We start from the raw sequence: 21,306 nt of genomic DNA on the forward strand, positions 1-21,306 counted from the left end.
GTCAGTTTTCCGGAGTATTACCGAGTATTTACGGGCGAAAATTATGTAGTGCGCGTCGATATGACAGCCGTGCATTGCTCATAAACAAAGGCGCAGTCATAATGTAGCCCCTTTTTTCAGCCCCTACATGTGGAAGGTTCCCGTGACTCAGAAGCCCGACCAGTGTCTTGGTGAATGGATTGATCGTGAAGCTCTCGCCGAAGCGATGATCCCGCTCATCGGTCAGCTCTACCGCAATAATAATGTGGTGAGCTCGATCTATGGCCGTAGCCTGATCAACCGTTCAGTCATCGCGATTCTCAAAGCTCACCGCTTTGCGCGTCATCGTCAGTCCGATGCGGTTGAGTTGTCCGTACACGAGACGTTCCCGCTGATCAAGGCGATGAGCGAGCTCAAGCTGGGTGCCGCTTCGGTGGACCTGGGCAAGCTGGCGGTGAAGTTCAAGACCGAAGGCAATGGCCGCACGCCAGAGCAGTTCGTCCGTGAAGAACTGGCCAGTGTAGTGGGTCAGCAGGGCGCCAGCCCACGCAAGGGTACCGACGTCGTGCTGTACGGTTTCGGTCGTATCGGTCGCCTGCTGGCGCGGATCCTGATCGAGAAGACCGGTGGTGGCGACGGCCTGCGTCTGCGCGCCATCGTAGTCCGCAAGGGCGCGGAAAACGATCTGGTCAAGCGCGCCAGCCTGCTGCGCCGTGACTCGGTTCACGGTCCGTTCGATGGCACCATCACCATCGACGAAGCCAACAGCACGCTCACCGCCAACGGCAACCTGATTCAGGTGATCTACGCCAAGAACCCGTCCGAGGTGGATTACACCCAGTACGGTATCAAGGACGCTCTACTGGTGGACAACACCGGTGTATGGCGCGATGCCGAAGGTCTGGGTCAGCATCTGGCCTGCCCGGGCATCGACCGCGTGGTCCTGACCGCGCCGGGCAAAGGCAAGCTGAAGAACATCGTGCACGGTATCAACCACGGTGAAATCACTGCGGACGACAAGATCGTCTCGGCGGCATCCTGCACCACCAACGCCATCGTGCCGGTGCTCAAGGCGGTCAACGACAAGTTCGGCATCACCAACGGTCACGTCGAAACGGTTCACTCGTACACCAACGACCAGAACCTGATCGACAACTTCCACAAGGGCGACCGTCGTGGTCGCAGCGCTGCGTTGAACATGGTCATCACCGAAACCGGTGCGGCCACCGCTGCTGCCAAGGCATTGCCCGAGCTGGCCGGCAAGCTGACCGGTAACGCGATCCGCGTTCCGACGCCGAACGTGTCCATGGCCATTCTCAACCTCAACCTCGAGAAGCAGACCACTCGCGAAGAAATGAACGAGTACCTGCGCTACATGGCGCTGCACTCGGACCTGCACAAGCAGATCGACTTCGTGAACTCGCAGGAGGTGGTCTCCACTGACTTCGTCGGCTCGCGTCACGCCGGTGTCGTGGATGCCGAAGCGACCATCGTCAACGACAACCGCGTTGTGCTGTACGTCTGGTACGACAACGAATTCGGTTACAGCCATCAGGTGGTTCGCGTGATGGAAGACATGGCAGACGTCAATCCGCCAGCTTTCCCGCAGTAAACGTTGAACGCTTGAGCTGCCCGGTCTGACCGGGACAGCAGATAAACGGGCCGAACCCTGCGCAGGCAGGCTTCGGCCCGTTTTGTTTTGTGGCTGACCATGAGAATCTGTCACGCGCAGATTTTCTGGACGATGGAGTCACCAAGGATGAGCAGTTCGGCCCTGGACGGTTCGCAACACCCCCTCAAAAGCAGCTTCTTCCTGCTGTTTCTGACGATCTTCATCCCCTTTGGGCTGGGGCATTTCGTTTCCTACCTGTTTCGCACCGTCAACGCAGTGATTTACGTCGACCTGCAAGCCGACCTGAGTTTGCCCGCGAGCAGCCTGGGGTTGTTGACTGGCGTGTATTTTCTGACCTTCGCGGCGGCGCAGATTCCGCTTGGCGTGATGCTGGACCGCTATGGGCCACGCAGCGTGCAGGCGCCGATGCTGCTGTTCGCGGTCGCCGGTTCGGTCATCTTCAGTATTTCCAGCACCGAGACAGGGTTGTTGATCGGGCGAGGGCTGATTGGCCTGGGGGTAGCGGGCTCGCTGATGAGTGCGATCAAGGCGTGCGCCATCTGGTTGCCGGTCGAGCGTTTGCCACTGAGTACTGCCTGCCTGCTGTCGATCGGCGGGCTGGGCGCGATGGCGTCGACCACGCCATTGCATGCGGTGCTGAGCTGGTTGACCTGGCGAGAAGCGTTTCTGGTTCTGGCGCTGCTGACCTTTTGTGTGGTGGTGGTCATACACCTCAGCGTCCCCAAGACCTACGAGAGCAAAAAACACTCGCTACGCCGACATGTTTGCCGCGGTCGGCAAGCTGTACGCGTCGTGGACGTTCTGGCGTCTGGCGTTGTATTCGGTGTTCGCGCATGCCATCTACATGTCGGTGCTGTCATTGTGGATGGGGCCGTGGTTGCGCGATATGGCCGGCCTGAGTGATTCCGCTATGGCCAATGTGCTGTTGTTCGGGGCCATCGCGATGGTGGCAGGGTCTCTGACGTTCGGCGCGATCACCGATTACCTGCGCAGGTTCGGCGTACAGCCGATCATGATCTGTGGCACCGGTATGCTGATCTTTATCGGCTTTCAGGTGCTGATGGCCAGCGGCTTGCCGGTATCGCCTTACCTGATTGCCATGGGCTTCAGCTTCTTTGGCACCTCGACGACCATGAACTACGCCATCGTGGCGCAATCGGTGTCGCCGGAGCTGGCGGGCAGGGTCAGTTCCTCGTTCAATCTGGTGGTGTTCGTGCTGGCGTTTTTCCTGCAGTGGCTGATGGGAGCAGTACTTAATCTGTGGCCAGCGCCCCAGGGTGCCGGTCACCCGCTTGAGGCTTATCAGTGGTCGTTGGGCCTCATGATTACGCTGCAATTGCCTGGCGTGCTGCTCTGGCTCAGCTTTCGGCCCTGGAAACGCAAGGTCTGAAAACGCAAAACCCCGGCCGAGAGACTCTCGAGCCGGGGTTTTCTTGTTGCAATGCCGCGATCAATCAGCTGGCGGAAGCCGCGACAGGCGCTTCAAGCTTCTGCCCACCCTTGCGGAACAGTATCAGCGTCGCAACCAGACCCAGCACCGCTGCGCCGGTCAGCCAGATACCTGGCGCTGCCTTGTTGTCCAGTACGTGAATCAGGTAAGTACAGGCCGCCGGGGTAAAACCACCGAAGGTTGCAGTCGCCAGGCTGTAGGCCAGCGAGAAGCCGGTGGTGCGGACGTCGACCGGCATGATCTCGGTCAGCGCCACAACCATTGCCCCGTTGTAGGAGCCATACAGGAACGACAGCCACAACTCGACCATCAGCAGGTTGCCGAAGCTCGGGTGCGCAACCAGCCACGACAGGGCAGGGTAGGCAGTGGCGATTGCCAGTACAGTCGCCGCAATCAGCAGCGGCTTGCGGCCGATGCGGTCCGAGAACGAGCCCATGATCGGCAGCCAGATGAAGTTGGACACACCAACGCAGACCGTCACCAGCAGGCTTTCAAGGTCTGTCAGGTTCAACTCGTTCTTGCCGAACGTCGGGGTGTAAGCGGTGATCAGGTAGAACGTCACGGTGGTCATGACCACCAGCGCCATGCCGCCCAGCACCAGACCGAAGTTCTGGCCGATAGAGCGCACCACTTCACTCAGCGTCGGGCGATGCGTGCGGGCTTCGAACTCTGGGGACTCTTCCAGCGAGCGACGGATGATGAAGATGGCCGGCACGATCAGGCAGCCGATCAGGAACGGCACGCGCCAGCCCCATTCACCCATCTGCTCCGGGCTCAGCCAGTGGTTGAGACCCACGCCCAGCAAGCCGGCGAAGACCACGGCGGCCTGTTGGCTGGCGGACTGCCAGCTGACGAAGAAGCCTTTGCGACCCGGCGTCGAGATTTCAGCCAGGTACACCGAAACACCACCCAGTTCCACACCTGCCGAGAAACCTTGCAGCAAACGACCGAGCAGCACCAGCAAAGGGGCGATGACGCCCAATGTGGAGTAGCCCGGCACGCAGGCAATCAACAGAGTGCCCATTGCCATCATCGCGAGGGTGATAATCAGCCCTTTGCGACGCCCGTGACGGTCGATGTAGGCACCGAGAAAGATTGCGCCCAGCGGACGCATCAGGAAGCCTGCGCCGAAGGTCGCCAGCGACAGCATCAACGAAGCGAAAGCGCTGTCGGAAGGGAAGAAGGTTTTCGCGATGGCCGTGGCATAGAAGCCGTAGACCATGAAATCGAACATCTCGAGGAAGTTACCGCTGACAACGCGAAAGATCGCTTTGCCCTTACTTGTTGTGGAGGCCATTTAGTTACTCGCTCAGGCTCGTCGGCTTGGAGTCCGTTGTCGTTTTTATCCCGTTCGCATCGCCATTTCGTGTGTGCAACTGGCGATGCGCACTTGTAACAGTATGTGTAACAGGGCTCAAAGACAACCGTTTCGGCGATTTGCTATCAGTTAACTGACGCTTGACAGGTCAAGACAATTGAGAACGTGCGGCGTGTCGTTTTGATGAAACTTGATGAATAGACCGGGCGCGCAGGGAGCATTAATGGCCCTCGACCACTCAATATGAGGGTCGGCCTTGTATCGGGACGGTTCACTGGGTGTCAGAGCAGGTTATGGACGCTTTTCTGGCTTGTTCGCCAATGGCAGCAAGTCACTCTGAAGGTTTTTTATAGTGCGGGGCATGGGTTTGCGTAGGTTTGGCAAGGTTGCAGGGTGCCTCGTGTTGCTGGTGTGCAGTGGTTGTGGTCAGGAACGCAAGCTGGAAAGCTTTGGCGGGCCGACCATGGGCAGTCATTATTCCGTGGTGTATGCGCGCGCTTCCGGGCAGCCGGAGCCTGGGGCTGTGCGTCCCGAGGTCGAAGCGATTCTGGACGAGGTCGATCAGCAGATGTCGCTCTGGCGCGCGGATTCGGATATCGAGCGCTTCAATGCGTTGCCTGCCAATAGCTGCCAGGTGATGCCGGAACCGGTCTTGAAACTGATCGGCGTGGGCGAACAGTTGGCGCAGGAGAGCGACGGAGCCTTCGATCTGACGGTCAAGCCGTTGATGGACCTGTGGGGGTTGGGGCCTCATACGCTGTTCGAGCAGATGCCGCTGGTGCGGCAACTGGCCCGGACTCAGGCGCTGGTCGGTTATCGCAACCTGCGCATCGTCGGCGACCGGTTGTGCAAGAGTGCCGCCGTGCAAGTGGACCTCAACAGCATCGCCGCCGGCTATGCGGTCGATCGGATCAGCGAACGGATGGACGCGCTCGGCTTGCACGATTATCTGGTGCAGGCCACGGGTGAACTGAAAGTCAGCGGGCTCAAGCCCGACGGCTCGCCCTGGCGGGTGACCCTGGACGCGCCGCTCGATGATGGCACTGTCACGCAAAAAGTGTTTCCGCTGAAAGGCTACGCCGTGTCTACGTCGGGCGACTATCGTCGCTACGTCGACCATGCCGGGTGGCGCATTTCCGATACGCTCGATGCCTTGAGCGGTAAGCCGATCAGCCACAGTCTGGCGTCGGTGACGGTCATTCATCCCTCGGCGCTGATGGCTGACGGTCTGTCTTCCCTGCTGTTGATTCTCGGCCCGCAGCGCGGTTGGGATTATGCGCAAGAACATAAAATCCCTGCTTTTTTTGTGATTCGTGCCGATAAGCGCTTTATCATCCGCAGCAACGCGTCGTTTGATCATCTGGTTGTGCAGCAGCCGCGGTAATTCAGCGGGCCGGATCATCCGGTCAGTTGCGCCATGTGCAGACAAAAATTGGCCTTCGACGCGACCAAGGGTTAATGTTCGCCGCCTCGGTGCAGCGCTAGACTGCGCCGCGTGATTTAGCCAGAGATGCCAGAGTGGCGCCTCGGTCTGTTTAAAGGAGTACGCATGGCTGTCTACAACTACGACGTAGTGGTACTGGGTTCCGGCCCTGCCGGAGAAGGCGCGGCAATGAACGCCGCCAAGGCGGGGCGCAAGGTCGCCATGGTCGACAGCCGTCGGCAAGTGGGCGGTAACTGCACCCATTTGGGCACCATTCCGTCCAAGGCCCTGCGTCACTCGGTCAAGCAGATCATTCAGTTCAACACCAACCCGATGTTTCGTGCCATCGGCGAGCCGCGCTGGTTTTCGTTTCCGGATGTGTTGAAAAACGCTGAAATGGTCATCTCCAAGCAAGTGGCCTCGCGCACCAGTTACTACGCCCGCAACCGCGTCGACGTGTTCTTCGGCACCGGCAGTTTTGCCGACGAGACCAGCATCAACGTGGTCTGCACCAACGGTGTGGTGGAAAAGCTGGTGGCCAACCAGATCATCATCGCCACCGGTTCGCGCCCCTATCGGCCGGCCGACATCGATTTCAGTCACAAGCGCATCTACGACAGCGACACCATCCTCAGCCTGGGCCATACCCCGCGCAAGCTGATCATTTATGGCGCCGGTGTGATCGGCTGCGAATACGCCTCGATCTTCAGCGGCCTTGGCGTGCTGGTCGAACTGGTGGATAACCGTGACCAGTTGCTGAGCTTCCTGGATTCGGAAATCTCCCAGGCGCTGAGCTATCACTTCAGCAACAACAACGTGATGGTTCGCCACAACGAAGAATACGAGAAGGTCGAAGGCCTGGATAACGGCGTTATCCTGCACCTCAAGTCCGGCAAGAAGATCAAGGCCGATGCCTTGCTGTGGTGCAACGGCCGTACCGGCAACACCGACAAGCTGGGTCTTGAGAATATTGGTTTGAAGGCCAATGGTCGTGGTCAGATCGAAGTGGACGAGACCTACCGCACCAGCGTTTCCAACGTCTACGGCGCAGGCGATGTGATTGGCTGGCCAAGCCTGGCCAGTGCTGCTTACGACCAGGGTCGTTCGGCCGCGGGCAGCATGGTCGACAATGGCAGCTGGCGTTATGTCAACGATGTGCCGACCGGGATCTACACCATTCCCGAGATCAGCTCGATCGGCAAGAACGAACACGAACTGACGCAGGCCAAGGTGCCTTACGAAGTGGGCAAGGCGTTCTTCAAGGGCATGGCGCGTGCGCAGATTTCCGGTGAGCGGGTCGGGATGCTGAAGATCCTGTTCCACCGCGAGACGCTCGAGGTGCTGGGCGTGCATTGCTTCGGCGACCAGGCGTCCGAGATCGTGCACATCGGTCAGGCAATCATGAGCCAGCCGGGTGAAGCGAACACCATGAAGTACTTCGTCAACACCACGTTCAACTACCCGACCATGGCCGAAGCCTATCGGGTAGCCGCATACGACGGCCTCAACCGGCTTTTTTAAGCGACTCCGGCCGGTGGCCTGAGCCGGCCGGGGAGACCGATTTCAGTGATTCCCGAGCGTGGCGGTGGCCAAACCGGGAAAGTCTGTAATCAGGCTGTCGACGCCGAAATCAGCGAGCCTGCGCATCAGTGCAGGCTCGTTGACTGTCCATACCGACACATGCAGGCCCTGACGCTGTGCTTTCTGCAGGCGCTCCGGGGTACACAGTGTCCAGTTCAATGCCAGAATTTCACAGCCGTAGCTCTGGGCGACCTTCAACGGGTCGAGCCAGGCGTACTCGGCTACCAGCCCGCGCGAGATGTCCGGCGTCAGGTCCAGAGCGGCGCGCAGCACTTCGCGTGAGCTGGAGGTGATCGTCACCTTGTCCAGCAAGCCATGGCGCTGAGCCATTTCACGAATCGCCAGCACGGTATTGGCGGCGCGAGTGCGTGAGGCGCTTTTGACTTCCAGCTGCCAGTGCTCGAAAGCGCATTGTTCGAAGAGTTCTTCCAGGCGTGGAATCGGGCACGGCGAGACCCAGCCGGGGCCACCCTTGCGCGCGTCATAGGTCACCAGGTCGGCGGCCAGGTGTTCATTGACCTTGCCGCGCCGGTCGGTGGTGCGCTTGAGGGTCGGGTCATGAATGACCATCAACTCTCCATCCTTTGAAAGATGCAGGTCCAGTTCACAGCGGCGCACGCCGTGCTTGAGGCATTCCTGAAAGCTGGTCAGGGTATTTTCCGGTGCTTCGCCCTTGGCGCCGCGGTGGCCGTAGATAAGGGTCACGTTTACTCCTGGCTACTGATAGTGATAAAGGGGCCGGGCGTTCAATTTCCGGAGGGCTGGCCTTGTTCCAGCGCCTGACGCCGCTGCTGAGCCTGACGCTGCAACACATGGCGGGCGAGTAACTGGCGCTGCGCATCCGGGAGATTGACGAACTCGGTACTGATATAGAAATTGCCGTCGGCCAGTGTGTCGCATTGCGAAACCCTGGCGCGCAGCATCAGACCCGCGGCCTGGGGCATGAGCACCATCTTGATCGACAGTTGTTCGCCGACGGCAAAAGCCTGTTGCGAATTGAACTGAATCCCGCCTTCAGACAGCTTGACCGGCTGAGGCGCGCCCAGCTTGCCCAGTGCGGTGTGGGCAACCACTTCGCCCAGCAGGTCGATGCGCTTGCTCAGCGACTTGAGAAAACTGTTCAGCACCCGGTCGCGCTCGTCGAGCTGGCGCATCAGATGCTGCGACTCGAACTCGCTGACATGCAGCTCGCTGAGCAGGTCGAACAGCGTCGAGGTGTCCTGCATGGCATCCTGGCTTGCCTGGTCGGCGGCAGACAGGGGGTTAATTTCCAGTGCGACGCTGTCGTCGATACGGTAGTATTCGCGGCGTCCTGCTTCATCTAATGTCGACATGGCGAACCCAAGCTAGCGGCGGTGGTCAGAGAGTTTCGAGTGTAAAGCTGCACGTCAAGGCCCGCCACACGGACGTCCTCATTCCTGCGAACAAATTCCTACATGTTCAGACCTCTTTTTGTATTTATCGGCACGCGCTACACCCGTGCGAAGCGACGCAATCATTTTGTTTCCTTCATCTCCCTGACCTCCATGATCGGCCTCGCCCTGGGCGTTGTGGTCATGATAGTCGTGTTATCGGTGATGAACGGTTTCGATCACGAAATGCGTACCCGCGTGCTCGGCATGGTGCCGCACGCGACCATCGAATCGGCTGACCCGATCACCGACTGGCGCGGTCTGGCCGCGAAGGTTCAGGAAAACCCGCAGGTGCTGGCCGTTGCGCCGTTCACCCAGATGCAGGGCTTGCTGACCCACGACGGCAAGGTCCAGAAAGTGCTGCTCAACGGTATCGACCCGCTTGAAGAGCGCAAGGTCTCGATCATTGACCACTTCATCAAGCAGGGCCAGCTCGACAGTCTGTCGCCCGGCAGCTTCGGCATCATGATCGGCGACAAGGCCGCGGCCAAGCTGGGCGTCGGCATCGGTGACAAGCTGACCTTCGTTGCGCCTGAAGTGACGGTGACGCCAGCCGGGATGTTCCCGCGCATGAAGCGCTTCGAGGTGACCGGCATCTTTCACGTCGGCGCCGGCGAAATCGACGGCTTCCTGGGGCTGACCAACCTTGATGACCTGGGGCGTCTGCACCGCTGGAAGCCCAATCAGGTGCAGGGCCTGCGTCTCAAGTTCGACGACCTGTTCGCGGCGCCGCGCACCTCGTGGGAAATCGCGCAGAAGCTGGGCGAAAACAATTTCTACTCGCGTGACTGGACGCGCACCCACGGCAACCTGTATCAGGCGATCCGCATGGAAAAAGCCATGATCGGTCTGTTGCTGCTGCTGATCGTGGCGGTGGCGGCCTTCAACATCATTTCCACGCTGGTGATGGTGGTCAATGACAAGAAGGGCGACATCGCGATTCTGCGTACCCTGGGCGCTACGCCGCGACAGATCATGGCGATATTCATGGTCCAGGGCACAGTGATCGGCGTGGTCGGCACGCTGATCGGCGCGGCACTGGGTATTCTGGCGGCGCTCAATGTCAGCGCAGCCATTTCCGCACTCGAAGGGCTGATCGGTCACAAGTTTCTCAACGCCGACGTCTACTTCATTGATTACCTGCCTTCGCAACTGATGGCCCAGGACGTGTTCCAGGTCTGTGGTGCAGCGTTGGTCCTGAGTTTCCTCGCCACCCTGTATCCCGCCTGGCGTGCTGCGCGCACCCAGCCGGCGGAGGCGTTACGTTATGAGTGAGTCGGGCATGTCTGATAAAGCAGTATTGAGTTGCCGCAACCTGGGTAAATCCTACGAGGAAGGCCCGGAGTCGGTGGTGGTGTTGTCCGGCCTGCAGCTGGAATTGCACCCCGGCGAGCGTGTCGCGATCGTCGGCAGTTCGGGGTCGGGCAAAAGTACCTTGCTCAACCTGTTGGGCGGTCTGGACACGCCGTCCGAAGGCAGTGTCTGGCTGGCGGGCGAAGAGTTGTCGGCGCTGGGCGAAAAAGCTCGCGGCCTGCTGCGTAACCGGGCGCTGGGCTTCGTCTACCAGTTCCACCACCTGCTGCCCGAATTCACCGCGCTTGAAAACGTCTGCATGCCGTTGTTGATCGGCCGTACGCCGATCCCCGAAGCCCGCAAGCGCTCCACTGCATTGCTGGAGCGTGTCGGCCTCGGTCATCGTCTGGCGCACAAGCCTTCGGAGCTGTCCGGTGGTGAGCGTCAACGTGTGGCGATTGCCCGTGCCCTGATCAATCAGCCGGGTCTGGTGATGCTTGACGAGCCAACCGGCAACCTCGATCACCACACCGCGCAGGGCATTCAGGACCTGATGCGTGAATTGAGCACGTCATCGCGCACGGCGTTTCTGATCGTGACCCACGACATGAGCCTGGCCCGGCAAATGGACCGTGTCCTGCGTCTGGAAGACGGCCGCCTCGTCGAGGCCTGATCGACCCGGCCCGGCGCAATTCATCGCGTCGGGTTCCAGTTTTTATACGGTGTATTTTTCCACGGTGCTTCGCGAATGTTCAGACCGTTACCCATCTTCATCGGCATGCGCTATACCCGCGCCAAACGCCGCAAAAGCTTCATCTCGTTCATTTCGATGACCTCGATGATCGGTCTGGCACTCGGTGTCCTGGCGATGATCGTGGTGCTGTCGGTCATGAACGGTTTCCAGCGGGAAATGAGCTCGCGGATTCTCGGCATGGTGCCGCACGCGGTGATTGCCGGTACCACTCCGGTCGATGACTGGAAACCGCTGGCCGACGCTGCGCTGAAAAACCCTGAAGTGACCGCTGCCGTGCCGTTCACCGACATGGAAGGCATGCTCTCCTACAAGGGCTCGATGCAGCCGATCCAGATCAGCGGCGTAGACCCAGCGCTGGAACATGAAGTGTCGATCGTCACGCAGCACATCACCCGCGGAAACCTCGAAGACCTCAAGCCGGGCGAGTTCGGCGTAGTGCTCGGCGATATCACCGCGCGCCGCTTTCGCCTGAGCATCGGCGACAAGCTGACCCTGATCGTCCCGGAAGTCAGCAGCGCTCCTGGCGGCATCACGCCGCGCATGCAACGCCTGACCGTCGTGGGTATCTTCAAGGTCGGTGCCGAACTGGATGGTTCGATGGGCCTGATCAACATCGCCGATGCGGCGCAGATGCAACGCTGGCAGCCCAATCAGGTTCAGGGCGTGCGACTGGCGCTCAAGGATCTGTACAAGGCGCCCCAGGTGTCCACCGCCATTGCCGCCGGTCTGGGTGAAGGCTATCGCGCCGATGACTGGACCCACACCCAGGGCAGCCTGTTCAGTGCCATGAAGATGGAAAAGACCATGATCGGTCTGTTGCTGCTGATGATCGTCGCTGTGGCTGCGTTCAACATCATTGCCACGCTGATCATGGTGGTCAACGACAAGGGCGCAGACATCGCCATCCTGCGCACCATCGGCGCCACGCCGCGGCAGATCATGGCGATCTTCGTGGTACAGGGCACCGTCATCGGCATCGTCGGTACCTTGATCGGCGGCATCCTGGGGATTATTGCGGCGCTGAACGTCAGCAGCCTGGTGGGCTGGGTCGAGCGGGTCAGCGGTCAGCACATCTTCAGTTCCGATGTGTACTTCATCAGCAACCTGCCTTCCGAACTGCAGGCCGGTGACGTGCTGCTGATCTGCAGTGCCGGGTTTATCCTGAGCTTTCTGGCGACCATCTACCCTGCGTGGCGCGCCGCGCAGATCCAGCCAGCGCACGCACTGCGTTACGAGTGACGGGGCCTGAGTCACCTTCGTCGAGGCCGCAGGGCGGCCTGCGAGGGTGGCGGGGCAGAGCGGATTTTCGCTGAAAGCCCCAGGCAAACGCTATAAACTCGCCGCGTTCATTCATGATCCAGGTATCGCCATGCATCCCGCAGCCGAACACTCGCCGCTGGGCAAGTCCAGTGAGTACATCGCCACCTACACGCCGTCTCTGTTGTTCCCGATCCCGCGTGCCGCCAAATGGGCCGAGCTTGGGCTCACCGCGCAGACGCTGCCTTATCAGGGTGTCGATTTCTGGAACTGCTACGAGCTGTCATGGCTGCTGCCTTCCGGCAAGCCGGTGGTGGCCATTGGCGAGTTCAGTATCCCGGCCGAATCGCCGAACATCATCGAATCGAAGTCATTCAAGCTGTACCTCAATTCGTTGAATCAGACGGCTTTCGCGACCGTCGAACAGCTGCAGACCACCCTCGAACAGGATCTCTCGGCTGCTGCGGGCAAGCCGGTTGGCGTGCGTATTCGCAGCCTGGCGGAAATCGAAGAGGAGGGTGTTGCTGCGTTGCCGGGCGTGTGTATCGACGACCTGGACATCTCGGTCAGCAGCTATGACCGGCCGCAGCCAGAGTTGCTGTGTTGTGATGACTCGCGGGTGGTGGCAGAGAGCGTGCACAGTCATCTGCTCAAATCCAACTGTCCGGTCACCAGCCAGCCTGACTGGGGCAGCGTAGTGGTCGAATATCGCGGCGCAGCGCTGGATCACGCCAGCCTGCTGGCGTATATCGTCAGCTTCCGCCAGCACTCGGATTTTCATGAACAGTGCGTGGAAAGAATCTTCCTCGACCTGCAGCGCCTGCTCAAGCCGGAGAAGCTCACCGTGTATGCGCGCTACGTGCGCCGCGGTGGTCTGGACATCAACCCGTACCGCAGCACTGAAACGCTCGACGTAGACAACCGCAGGCTGGCGCGGCAGTAGTGTCTGAGGCCCGCGGAGCGGACGCAGAGCGTCCGGAGCGACATTCCCACGCGGAGCGTGAGGAACGATAGGTGTGTGGTCATCAGCGCAGGTGCAGCGCGTCGGCGCCCACTGGCTGACGTTTCCAGGTTCAGGATTATCGTGCCGACGCTCCGCGTCGGCATGCATTGGGTGACGCTCTGCGTCACAACTCCGCCTCGCACCGCGCATCAGCGGCCGGGCGCAGAGCGTTCAGAACGGCATTCCCCAATCAGACCCCGATATTGCCCAGCGTCTGCACGATGTTGCGCAAGGTCCCGGCAATGGTCGGATGCTCCAGCTCGAAACGCTCGACGGCCAGATTCACACCATCAGCCAGGCTGCTGTCCTGCTCGTGGGTGGCCTGTTCCAGCTGAATTTTAGTTTCAATTTGTTGCATGAGTTCGCGCAGATTTTCCCGCTCGGACTCTGACATCGGCGGGTTGTGCTCCAGTTGCTCGCGCAGGGTATTGAGTTGTTCTTGCAGTTCGCGGGCAGGCATGAGGTGCTCCTTGATTGATAAGTCTGTCTCATGGACTTCGCCGAAGAGCTAAAGGTCCATGTTCACTCAAGACTAATCCAGTCTGCATCTGGCTGCATGTGTATCAGGGTTTTTCGCCTTTGCTGCGACGCAGTGCGATGTCGGCCAGGCAGGATTCCAGTTCGCCCAGATGGTCGATCACCGAATGCACCCCCAGCGAATAGAGTTTGAGTGTGGCCTGTGCGCGTCGCCGTTCGCGTTCGGCATCGCTGAGTGCCTGCCATTGTGAAGGCGAGAGCCCGCACAGTGGGCCGCAGGATGCCAGGCCAATGGTCCACAGCCCGGCGTTCAGCCCGGACTGCAACAGGCGCGGGTCGCCGCTGATCAGTACGCAGCCATCCAGATGGCTGACTTTCAGGGCCATCAATGCCATCCAGCAGGCATCCGGGGCGGGCCAGCCTGCGGTCGGGCGGGGTGCGGGAATCATCCAGTCACTCACCGGTGCAGCCAGTGCAGCGCTCACGTTTTCAGGCAGTTCATCGAGCCAGGCGCAAGGCATGCTCTGGTCACGCAGGGTCTGCAGAATAGCCTTTGCACCCGGTGTGAGCTGCGTGTGCTCATGGCCGGGTGCGCGCGAGTTTGCGGCCTGCGCACCGAAGTCCACCAGGCAGCCGCTAAGGCCGAACAGCAGGGCAGGGAAGGTTGGCAGGGGCGTGAGGACCGGGGCGAGCATGAGGATCTCTCTGAAATATTGAGAAACGCTACCGATCTTTTGTGACACTTCGATGAAGGTGCGATGACGGAGTTTATCCGGAACCCTTTGCTGACAGACCTGCCTTATTCTCGACAGAAGGCTTTATACTCCCTGTCCTAGCGTGTGGGGCGTAGCACCCGCGTCATTATTTCGATATCTCGATCAGGAGTGTCAGCTATGCCCGTGACCGGTGCAGGCTTTATCAAACGTTTGCTGCAATTGTCCCTGTGTGCCGGCATCGCGCTGGTGCCGGTGGCCGTGCAGGCCGCTGAAGATGATCCGTGGGAAGGCATCAACCGTCCCATTTTCAAATTCAACGATATCCTTGACGCTTACACGCTCAAGCCGTTGGCCAAGGGATATCAGTACATCGCACCGCAATTCGTCGAAGACGGTATCCATAACTTCTTCAGCAACATCGGCGATGTCGGCAATCTGGCGAACAACGTGCTGCAAGCCAAGCCTGAAGCGGCTGGCGTCGACACTGCGCGTCTGATCGTCAACACCACCTTCGGCCTGCTGGGCTTCATCGACGTGGGCACCCGCATGGGCCTGCAACGCAATGATGAGGACTTCGGTCAGACGCTGGGCTACTGGGGCGTGCCGAGCGGCCCGTTCGTGGTCATTCCGTTGCTGGGGCCAAGCACTGTACGTGATGCAATCGCCAAGTACCCGGACACCTACACCTCGCCCTACCGATACATCGATCACGTTCCGACCCGTAACACTGCACTGGGCGTCAACCTGATCGATACGCGTGCCAGCCTGTTGTCTGCCGAGCGCATGGTCAGCGGCGATCGCTACACCTTCATTCGCAATGCCTACCTGCAGAACCGCGAGTTCAAGGTCAAGGACGGCAAGGTTGAAGACGATTTTTAATCGCTACCTTGCATCGGCTTGAATCGATAAAGGCGACCCTGAGTCGCCTTTATTATTTTGTAAAAGTGTGAACCTGTTCCGCCCGTTTTCACTTCATCGAGATGATTGAAAGCCCCAGTTTCTGTCCACCACCTTCTTCATCATTCACCCAGACCACCTCGGTTTCGGCTTCAAGCCCCTTGAGCGCAGGATGGTCGGAGTCAATGCTCACGCTGAGTTTGTCTCCCACCTGGAACGAGCGTGGCGCCTGAACCTGCATGCCCGAGCTGGAAAGGTCAATGCACACGGCGGGAATCACTTGGCCGGCATGGATCAGGTTGACGTCTGCATCGACGCGCATGCGGATGTAATCCCGTTTTTCCTCGTAGTCGCGATCATTTCGACTCATGTACAGTCCTTCGTTTTAGTTGCTGATTTGTGAGTTCTTATAACTCTGGGTGATTTGCGATGTAAAGAGCGCAAAGTGAGGGTAGGAGCATGCTTGAAACACCCGTCGGATGGGAGTACCGTCTGCGCCTTGAAGGGCACCTCTGAAACACGACAGACTTATCAAGTTGTTGCGTGTTATTGCGGAGAGGCTAGAAGCGAATCCAGTAAGCGGGTTCCGGTAATCCCGGGCCGCCTACGCCAACCTGATCTGGCGCCGTTTGCCCCCATGCCAAAAACCAGTGCCAAGCTGCTGATTATCGATGACGACGACGTAGTGCGCGCAAGTCTTGCCGCCTACCTTGAAGACAGTGGCTTCAGCGTTCTGCAAGCGAGTAATGGCTTGCAGGGAATTCAGATATTCGAGCAGGAGAACCCCGATCTGGTGGTCTGCGACTTACGCATGCCACAGATGGGAGGGCTTGAGCTGATCCGTCAGGTGACGGCCATTGCTCCGCAGACGCCTGTCATCGTCGTATCCGGCGCGGGCGTGATGAGCGATGCAGTCGAAGCTTTGCGTCTCGGCGCTGCCGACTACCTGATCAAGCCCCTCGAAGATCTTGCCGTACTCGAGCATTCGGTGCGTCGTGCGCTGGATCGGGCTCGCCTGCTCACTGAAAACCAGGTCTATCGCGAAAAGCTGGAAAAGGCCAATCGCGAACTCGAAGCCAGTCTTCATCTGTTGCAGGAAGACCAGGACGCGGGTCGGCAAGTGCAGATGAACATGCTGCCGATCACGCCGTGGTCGATTGACGCGTTCAAGTTCGCGCACCAGATCATTCCATCGTTGTACCTGTCCGGCGACTTTGTCGATTATTTCAGGGTCGACGAACGGCGCGTCGCCTTCTATCTGGCTGATGTTTCAGGGCATGGTGCGTCATCGGCGTTCATCACCGTGCTGCTGAAGTTCATGACCACTCGGCTGCTGTTCGAGTCCAAGCGTGGCGGCACGCTTCCGGAATTCAAGCCGTCTGATGTGCTGGGGCATATCAACCGTGGCCTCATCAGTTGCAAGCTGGGCAAGCACGTTACGATGGTCGGCGGTGTCATCGACGAAGAGTCAGGTAAACTGACGTACGCAGTGGGCGGACATCTGCCATTGCCTGTGTTGTATTCCGAAGGGCAGGCGCATTATCTGGAAGGTCGTGGACTGCCTGTCGGGTTGTTCAACGAGGCCACCTATCAGGATCACGAAATCGATCTGCCCGAGTCCTTCAGTCTGACCATGTTGTCTGATGGCATACTGGACTTGTTACCCGGTGATACACTCAAAGAGAAAGAAGCCGTCCTTCCCGAATTGGTCAAGGCGGCTGGCGGCAGCCTGGATGGCTTGCAGCGGGTTTTTGAATTGGCAACGCTAGGGGAGATGCCGGATGATATCGCCTTGTTAGTGTTAAGCAGGAATCTTGAATGAGTACCGGTAGAATCCAGTTCGCCGAGCAGGAAGGCACCTTCGTTCTCAAGTTCGTGGGTGAAGTGCGGTTGACGCTGTGTTCGGCCCTGGATGCGACTATCGAGCGCATCTTCACTGCGCTGAATTTCTCTGCGGTGGTCATTGATCTGACCGAGACGCGCAGCATTGACAGCACCACGCTTGGCTTGCTGGCCAAACTGTCGATTCTGTCGCGCCAGAAGGTAGGCCTGTTGCCGACCCTTGTGACCACTCACGAGGACATTACGCGCCTGCTGCAGTCGATGGGCTTCGATCAGGTCTTCAACATCGTTGACCGGCCTCTGCCGCGGCCTGAGTGCCTGACTGATCTGCCTTCACAGGACCAGTGCGAAGAAGTGGTGAAAGCCAAGGTGCTTGAAGCGCACAAGATCCTCATGGGCCTCAACGATTCCAATCGTGAAGCTTTCCATGATCTGGTCAATGCACTGGAAGGTCAGCGCTAGGCATCAGTTGCGTCTGTCTCTCTTATCTCAGAACGGCAGGCAGCAAAAAGGGCGACACCTGCGAAGGTGTCGCCCTTTTTCATGTTCAGGCTTTTTTGGCGGAGAGCAGTGCTTCCAGCTTTTCCTGATCGCGAGCGAACTGGCGAATACCTTCAGCCAGCTTTTCAGTGGCCATGGCATCTTCGTTGGAAGCCCAGCGGAACTGGCTTTCGGTCAAGTTCTTGACCGTACCCAAACGTTTCTCACCTGCATTATCCGGGGTAAGCTTACGCTCCAGGGTGCCGGTATCTTCCGCCAGCTTCTTGAGCAGATCGGTGCTGATGGTCAGGCGATCACAACCAGCCAGCTGTTCGATCTGGTTCAGGTTGCGGAAGCTGGCACCCATGACCACGGTCTTGAAGTCGTTGGCCTTGTAGTAGTTGTAGATGCGCGTTACCGACTGCACGCCCGGGTCTTCTGCGCCGGTGTAATCGGTGCCTGTCGACTTCTTGTACCAGTCGTAGATACGGCCCACGAACGGCGAAATCAGGAACACCCCGGCCTCGGCGCAGGCGACTGCCTGGGCGAAGGAGAACAGCAAGGTCAGGTTGGTCTGGATGCCATCCTTCTCGAGTTTCTCAGCTGCGCGGATACCTTCCCAGGTGGCGGCCAGTTTGATCAGCACCCGATCACGCTTGATGCCTGCGGCGTCGTACAGACCGATCAAACGCTCACTGCGCTCGATTAGCGCGTTGGTGTCGAACGAGAGGCGTGCGTCCACTTCAGTGGATACGCGGCCCGGAACCACCTTGAGAATCTCCTGACCGATGGCGACTGCAAAGCGGTCGCAGGCCAGGCCGATGTCGCCCTTGCTACCGTCGAACGCTTCGCCCAGCATCTTGGCGTTGTTTGCGTCGGAAGCGGCCTTGAGCAGCAGGGAAGGGTTGGTGGTGGCGTCCTCGGGTTCGAGGCTCTTGATTGCGCCGAAGTCGCCGGTGTCAGCAACAACGGTGGTGAATTTCTTGAGTTGATCCAGCTTGGAAGTCATGAGCGTGCTCTGTCCTGTGCGGTTGGATGACATTACCCGAGCGCTGTCGACCACTCAAGGCCGCAGCGTTTACTGCTGCCGATGATAGGCCTTGAGGGACGGCATTGTCGTGAATACCTTTGTCTAGACTGTTTTTGAGCCTCGCACAGACCGCTTGTTCCCTCGATATGAATTTAACCTCTGCCCAGCGGCCTGTGCGCTGCAAGATTCACAGCGACCACTTCAGCGAGACCATCAGGTTGCGCGGGTCGCCGTAAACGCCGCTGCCGGTCGCCAGGGGAATACCTTGCCAGTATTTTTCGTCGAACAGGTTATTGAGGTTGACCCGTGCGTCCCAATGCTCGTCGAACCGGTAGCCTGCCATCAGCCCCACCACCGCATAGGCATCCTGCACGGAGTGACCGTTGCCGACCCGGTTGTAGGTCTCGCTTTGCGCCAGGACATCTGCACCCACGCGCCATTTGTTCAGGTTGCCGGGCAGGTGATAGGACGTTGCTGCCTTGAACAGGTGTTTCGGCTGATTGGGCGCAAACAGGTCGCCCTTGTCATTGGTGCGGTCCTTGACGTACTGGCTCAACACCAGTGTGTAGGAGGCTGAAGCCTGCCAGTCAGGTGTCAGTTGGCCGGTGATTTCTGCGTCGATCCCCCGGCTGCGAACTTCCCCGGCGGCTTCGTAACAGACGCGATTCTGCTGCTGGCAGGTGGCTGGCGGATTGACGATGGCATACGCGCGGTTTTCCTGCGTCATGTCAAAGACGGCCAGCGAGGCATTCAGGCCGCCGTCGAAGTATTCGCCTTTCAGACCGATTTCGTAACTTTCGCCGGTCATCGGGTCAAGCACGCCGCCTCCAACGTCCAGCTGATTCTGCGGCTTGAAGATCTCGGTATAGCTGGCGTAGGCCGAGTAGGTGTCGTTCAGGTCATAGACGACACCGGCGTAGGGCGTGACTTCCCGAATAACCTTGTAGTCGCCATTACTGGCCGAACGGTTCTGGTAGTCATACCAGCTCACCCGGCTGCCGACGATGACGTGCAACGGATCAATCGGGTTGAAACGCGCGGCGGCGTAGACACCTTCCTCGGTGGCGGTGTTCTGGCTGACATAGGCCGTGCGCGTGTCAGGATCCGGCTTTGCAATCACGTTGGGATTGAAGTGGTAGATATCGATTGGCGTGGCGCCGTAGAAGCCGCCTTTCTGATCGAACTTCTCTTCGCGACGACTGACTCCGAGCATCAGCTCATGCTGCCGGCCGAACAGCTGGAACGGGCCGGACAGTGAGCCGTCGAGACTGGTCTGCACATCCGTGGTGTCGTACTGGCCGGCGGCCTGGCCGTAGCCGGTGCCGTTGGCGGTCAAATAGTTGGAGTACATGTCTGACTCCGCCCAGATTCTGGTCGCTGCCAGCTTGCTGCTCCAGCCGTTGTCGAAATGATGGGTCAGGTCAGTGAAAAGGCTGACGTTGTGCCTGTCCCAGTAGGCCCAGTCGTTGCTCAGGAACGTCGAGCGCGGCAGGTCAAGATTCTCGCCGTTCGGACCTGATGGCAGGCTGCCCCAGTCGGAGGTCGCGTCATCGCGCTGCCGCGAGGCGCCGAGGGTCCAGGTGGTCGATTCGCTGAGATCGGCTTCCAGCACGCCATAGAATGTCTGGCGCTCTTTATCGCGCTCATCGACAAAACTGTTGCCCGTTTCATAGGCCGTCACCACCCGGCCGCGCAACGTACCGGAATCGTTGAGCCGGTTCGACGCGTCCACTTCGGTACGGTAACGGTCCCAACTTCCTGCGCTGGCGGTCACGCTGACTTGCGGGGTCGCGGTGGGGCGCTTGCGGATCAGATTCAGCGTCGCCGATGGACTGCCCGCGCCGGTCATCAGCCCAGTCGCCCCGCGCACCACCTCGACGCGGTCGTACAGCGCCAGATCGGCACCGGAAATGGTGTCCAGTGTAAAGGTGCTGACGATTGTCGGCAGACCGTCATACATCAGGTTATCGATGGAAAAGCCGCGCGCCAGAAACTGCTGACGGTCCGAGCCGAACTTGCGCAGCGTCACGCCGGGTGCATATTTGACGACATCATTGAGGTCGTTCATGCCTTGATCTTCAATGCGCTGGCGGGTGATCACGCTCACCGACTGCGGCGTCTCGCGAATCGAGAGAGGCAGCCTGGTCGCGCTGCTCATCGACCCGGTCGTATACGAACCGCTGCCTTGCGTAGTGGCCATTCCAGCGATTCCCGCTTGAGCGCTGATATCCACGTTGCCCAGCGTCATCGGGCCATCGCTGACTGGCTGGAACACCTTCGCGGCATTGCCCTGCACCTGCGCATCGAGGCCGCTGCCCAGCAGCAGTCGGCTCAATGCCTGAGCCGGTTCCAGGCTGCCTCTGACAGCCGGGGCCTGCCTGCTTGCAACCAGGGAATCATCAACCGATATCTGCAGGCCGCTTGCCTGACTCAGTTGCGTCAGTGATTTGGAGAGCGGCTGTGCGGGCAGATCGAGTTGAACGGGGGATGCCTCGGCGGCGGCTGACAGACCGAGTACTACAAGACCGGTCAGCGAAGGGAGATACGAACGAAGCATCAGGGTCATTCCTGCAAGGGCTGAGGACGTGGCGGTACATCTGGCAGATGGCGTGCCTGTCGACAGGAGGTGACAGGCAGTGGCGGGGCGAGACTAACAACTTTTTCACACTTTACTAAACGCTAATCACTATCAGTTACATTCTCATACATATTTGCTGCACAAGCCTCGCCTGTGGCGTCGAGCGGCGCATTGGGGTAAAGA

General features: G+C 59.3%; 18 protein-coding genes and 1 pseudogene. 11 read left to right on the forward strand and 8 right to left on the reverse strand.

Translation table 11 applies throughout. The features are described from left to right. Positions 1-127 precede the first annotated feature (127 nt). Positions 128-1,591 carry a glyceraldehyde-3-phosphate dehydrogenase gene (locus AC54XV_RS09760; RefSeq protein ID WP_024640601.1) on the forward strand — a complete coding sequence of 488 codons (1,464 nt, stop codon included), beginning with the start codon at positions 128-130 and terminating at the stop codon, positions 1,589-1,591. Positions 1,592-1,738: 147 nt separating this feature from the next. Beyond that, positions 1,739-3,002: pseudogene (locus AC54XV_RS09765) on the forward strand (MFS transporter). A 64-nt stretch (positions 3,003-3,066) separates the two neighbouring features. Here AC54XV_RS09765 and AC54XV_RS09770 read toward each other — a convergent pair. Next, complete coding sequence (locus AC54XV_RS09770; protein ID WP_003405709.1) at positions 3,067-4,359, reverse strand: MFS transporter; 1,293 nt, start codon at positions 4,357-4,359, stop codon at positions 3,067-3,069. Between the two features lie 382 nt (positions 4,360-4,741). Here AC54XV_RS09770 and AC54XV_RS09775 point away from each other — a divergent pair, with 382 nt between their 5' ends. Continuing rightward, positions 4,742-5,764 carry an FAD:protein FMN transferase gene (locus tag AC54XV_RS09775; protein WP_162496682.1) on the forward strand — a complete coding sequence of 341 codons (1,023 nt, stop codon included), beginning with the start codon at positions 4,742-4,744 and terminating at the stop codon, positions 5,762-5,764. Positions 5,765-5,929: 165 nt separating this feature from the next. Then, positions 5,930-7,324, forward strand: a complete 1,395-nt coding sequence (gene sthA, locus AC54XV_RS09780; RefSeq protein WP_003436620.1) for a Si-specific NAD(P)(+) transhydrogenase — start codon at positions 5,930-5,932, stop codon at positions 7,322-7,324. Between the two features lie 42 nt (positions 7,325-7,366). Here sthA and AC54XV_RS09785 read toward each other — a convergent pair whose 3' ends face one another. Together AC54XV_RS09785 and AC54XV_RS09790 are read right to left on the reverse strand one after the other, a co-directional pair. Then, a complete protein-coding gene (locus AC54XV_RS09785) occupies positions 7,367-8,089 on the reverse strand; it encodes a glycerophosphodiester phosphodiesterase (protein WP_003405702.1) in 723 nt (240 codons plus the stop codon). Between the two features lie 41 nt (positions 8,090-8,130). Beyond that, positions 8,131-8,718 carry a PilZ domain-containing protein gene (locus AC54XV_RS09790; protein ID WP_003405698.1) on the reverse strand — a complete coding sequence of 196 codons (588 nt, stop codon included), beginning with the start codon at positions 8,716-8,718 and terminating at the stop codon, positions 8,131-8,133. Positions 8,719-8,820: 102 nt separating this feature from the next. Here AC54XV_RS09790 and AC54XV_RS09795 point away from each other — a divergent pair, with 102 nt between their 5' ends. The 4 genes from AC54XV_RS09795 (at position 8,821) to queF (ending at position 13,043) form a co-directional block, all read left to right on the forward strand. Beyond that, on the forward strand, positions 8,821-10,071 hold the full coding sequence (locus AC54XV_RS09795; protein WP_003405692.1) for a lipoprotein-releasing ABC transporter permease subunit: 1,251 nt from the start codon (positions 8,821-8,823) through the stop codon (positions 10,069-10,071). 7 nt (positions 10,072-10,078) lie between these two features. After that, positions 10,079-10,762 carry a lipoprotein-releasing ABC transporter ATP-binding protein LolD gene (gene lolD / locus AC54XV_RS09800; RefSeq protein ID WP_172452211.1) on the forward strand — a complete coding sequence of 228 codons (684 nt, stop codon included), beginning with the start codon at positions 10,079-10,081 and terminating at the stop codon, positions 10,760-10,762. A 75-nt stretch (positions 10,763-10,837) separates the two neighbouring features. Next, the gene (locus AC54XV_RS09805) at positions 10,838-12,082 is read left to right on the forward strand and encodes a lipoprotein-releasing ABC transporter permease subunit (protein WP_024640597.1); all 1,245 of its coding nucleotides are present in this window, start codon (positions 10,838-10,840) and stop codon (positions 12,080-12,082) included. A 130-nt stretch (positions 12,083-12,212) separates the two neighbouring features. Next, positions 12,213-13,043, forward strand: a complete 831-nt coding sequence (gene queF, locus AC54XV_RS09810; RefSeq protein WP_011267308.1) for an NADPH-dependent 7-cyano-7-deazaguanine reductase QueF — start codon at positions 12,213-12,215, stop codon at positions 13,041-13,043. A gap of 250 nt (positions 13,044-13,293) precedes the next feature. Here the strand turns inward: queF and AC54XV_RS09815 are convergent, their stop codons facing one another. Together AC54XV_RS09815 and pcrP are read right to left on the reverse strand one after the other, a co-directional pair. Beyond that, a complete protein-coding gene (locus AC54XV_RS09815) occupies positions 13,294-13,563 on the reverse strand; it encodes a DUF4404 family protein (RefSeq protein WP_003407026.1) in 270 nt (89 codons plus the stop codon). Positions 13,564-13,666: 103 nt separating this feature from the next. Further along, entirely contained in the window at positions 13,667-14,275 is a 609-nt protein-coding gene (pcrP, locus tag AC54XV_RS09820) for an HAD superfamily inactivated hydrolase PcrP (protein WP_003407024.1), read from the reverse strand. 198 nt (positions 14,276-14,473) lie between these two features. Between pcrP and AC54XV_RS09825 the strand changes: the two genes are divergently transcribed. Beyond that, positions 14,474-15,175, forward strand: a complete 702-nt coding sequence (locus AC54XV_RS09825; protein ID WP_003407022.1) for an MlaA family lipoprotein — start codon at positions 14,474-14,476, stop codon at positions 15,173-15,175. A gap of 88 nt (positions 15,176-15,263) precedes the next feature. Here the strand turns inward: AC54XV_RS09825 and AC54XV_RS09830 are convergent, their stop codons facing one another. Then, positions 15,264-15,563, reverse strand: coding sequence for a PilZ domain-containing protein (locus tag AC54XV_RS09830; protein WP_003407020.1), 300 nt, complete (start codon positions 15,561-15,563; stop codon positions 15,264-15,266). Positions 15,564-15,830: 267 nt separating this feature from the next. Here AC54XV_RS09830 and rssB point away from each other — a divergent pair, with 267 nt between their 5' ends. Both rssB and rssC read left to right on the forward strand, forming a co-directional pair. Beyond that, positions 15,831-17,015, forward strand: a complete 1,185-nt coding sequence (gene rssB / locus AC54XV_RS09835; RefSeq protein WP_003407019.1) for a two-component system response regulator RssB — start codon at positions 15,831-15,833, stop codon at positions 17,013-17,015. Continuing rightward, positions 17,012-17,497, forward strand: coding sequence for an anti-sigma factor antagonist RssC (gene rssC / locus AC54XV_RS09840; RefSeq protein ID WP_003315067.1), 486 nt, complete (start codon positions 17,012-17,014; stop codon positions 17,495-17,497). Before rssB ends, rssC begins: the two co-directional genes overlap by 4 nt. Before the next feature lie 85 nt (positions 17,498-17,582). Here the strand turns inward: rssC and tal are convergent, their stop codons facing one another. Both tal and AC54XV_RS09850 read right to left on the reverse strand, forming a co-directional pair. Continuing rightward, positions 17,583-18,524: a transaldolase gene (gene tal / locus AC54XV_RS09845; protein ID WP_024642154.1), complete on the reverse strand. Its 942-nt coding sequence runs from the start codon at positions 18,522-18,524 to the stop codon at positions 17,583-17,585. 208 nt (positions 18,525-18,732) lie between these two features. Further along, positions 18,733-21,102: a TonB-dependent siderophore receptor gene (locus AC54XV_RS09850; RefSeq protein WP_060409653.1), complete on the reverse strand. Its 2,370-nt coding sequence runs from the start codon at positions 21,100-21,102 to the stop codon at positions 18,733-18,735. Positions 21,103-21,306 lie beyond the last annotated feature (204 nt).

It is taken from the genome of Pseudomonas fragariae (ex Marin et al. 2024) (assembly GCF_059621105.1).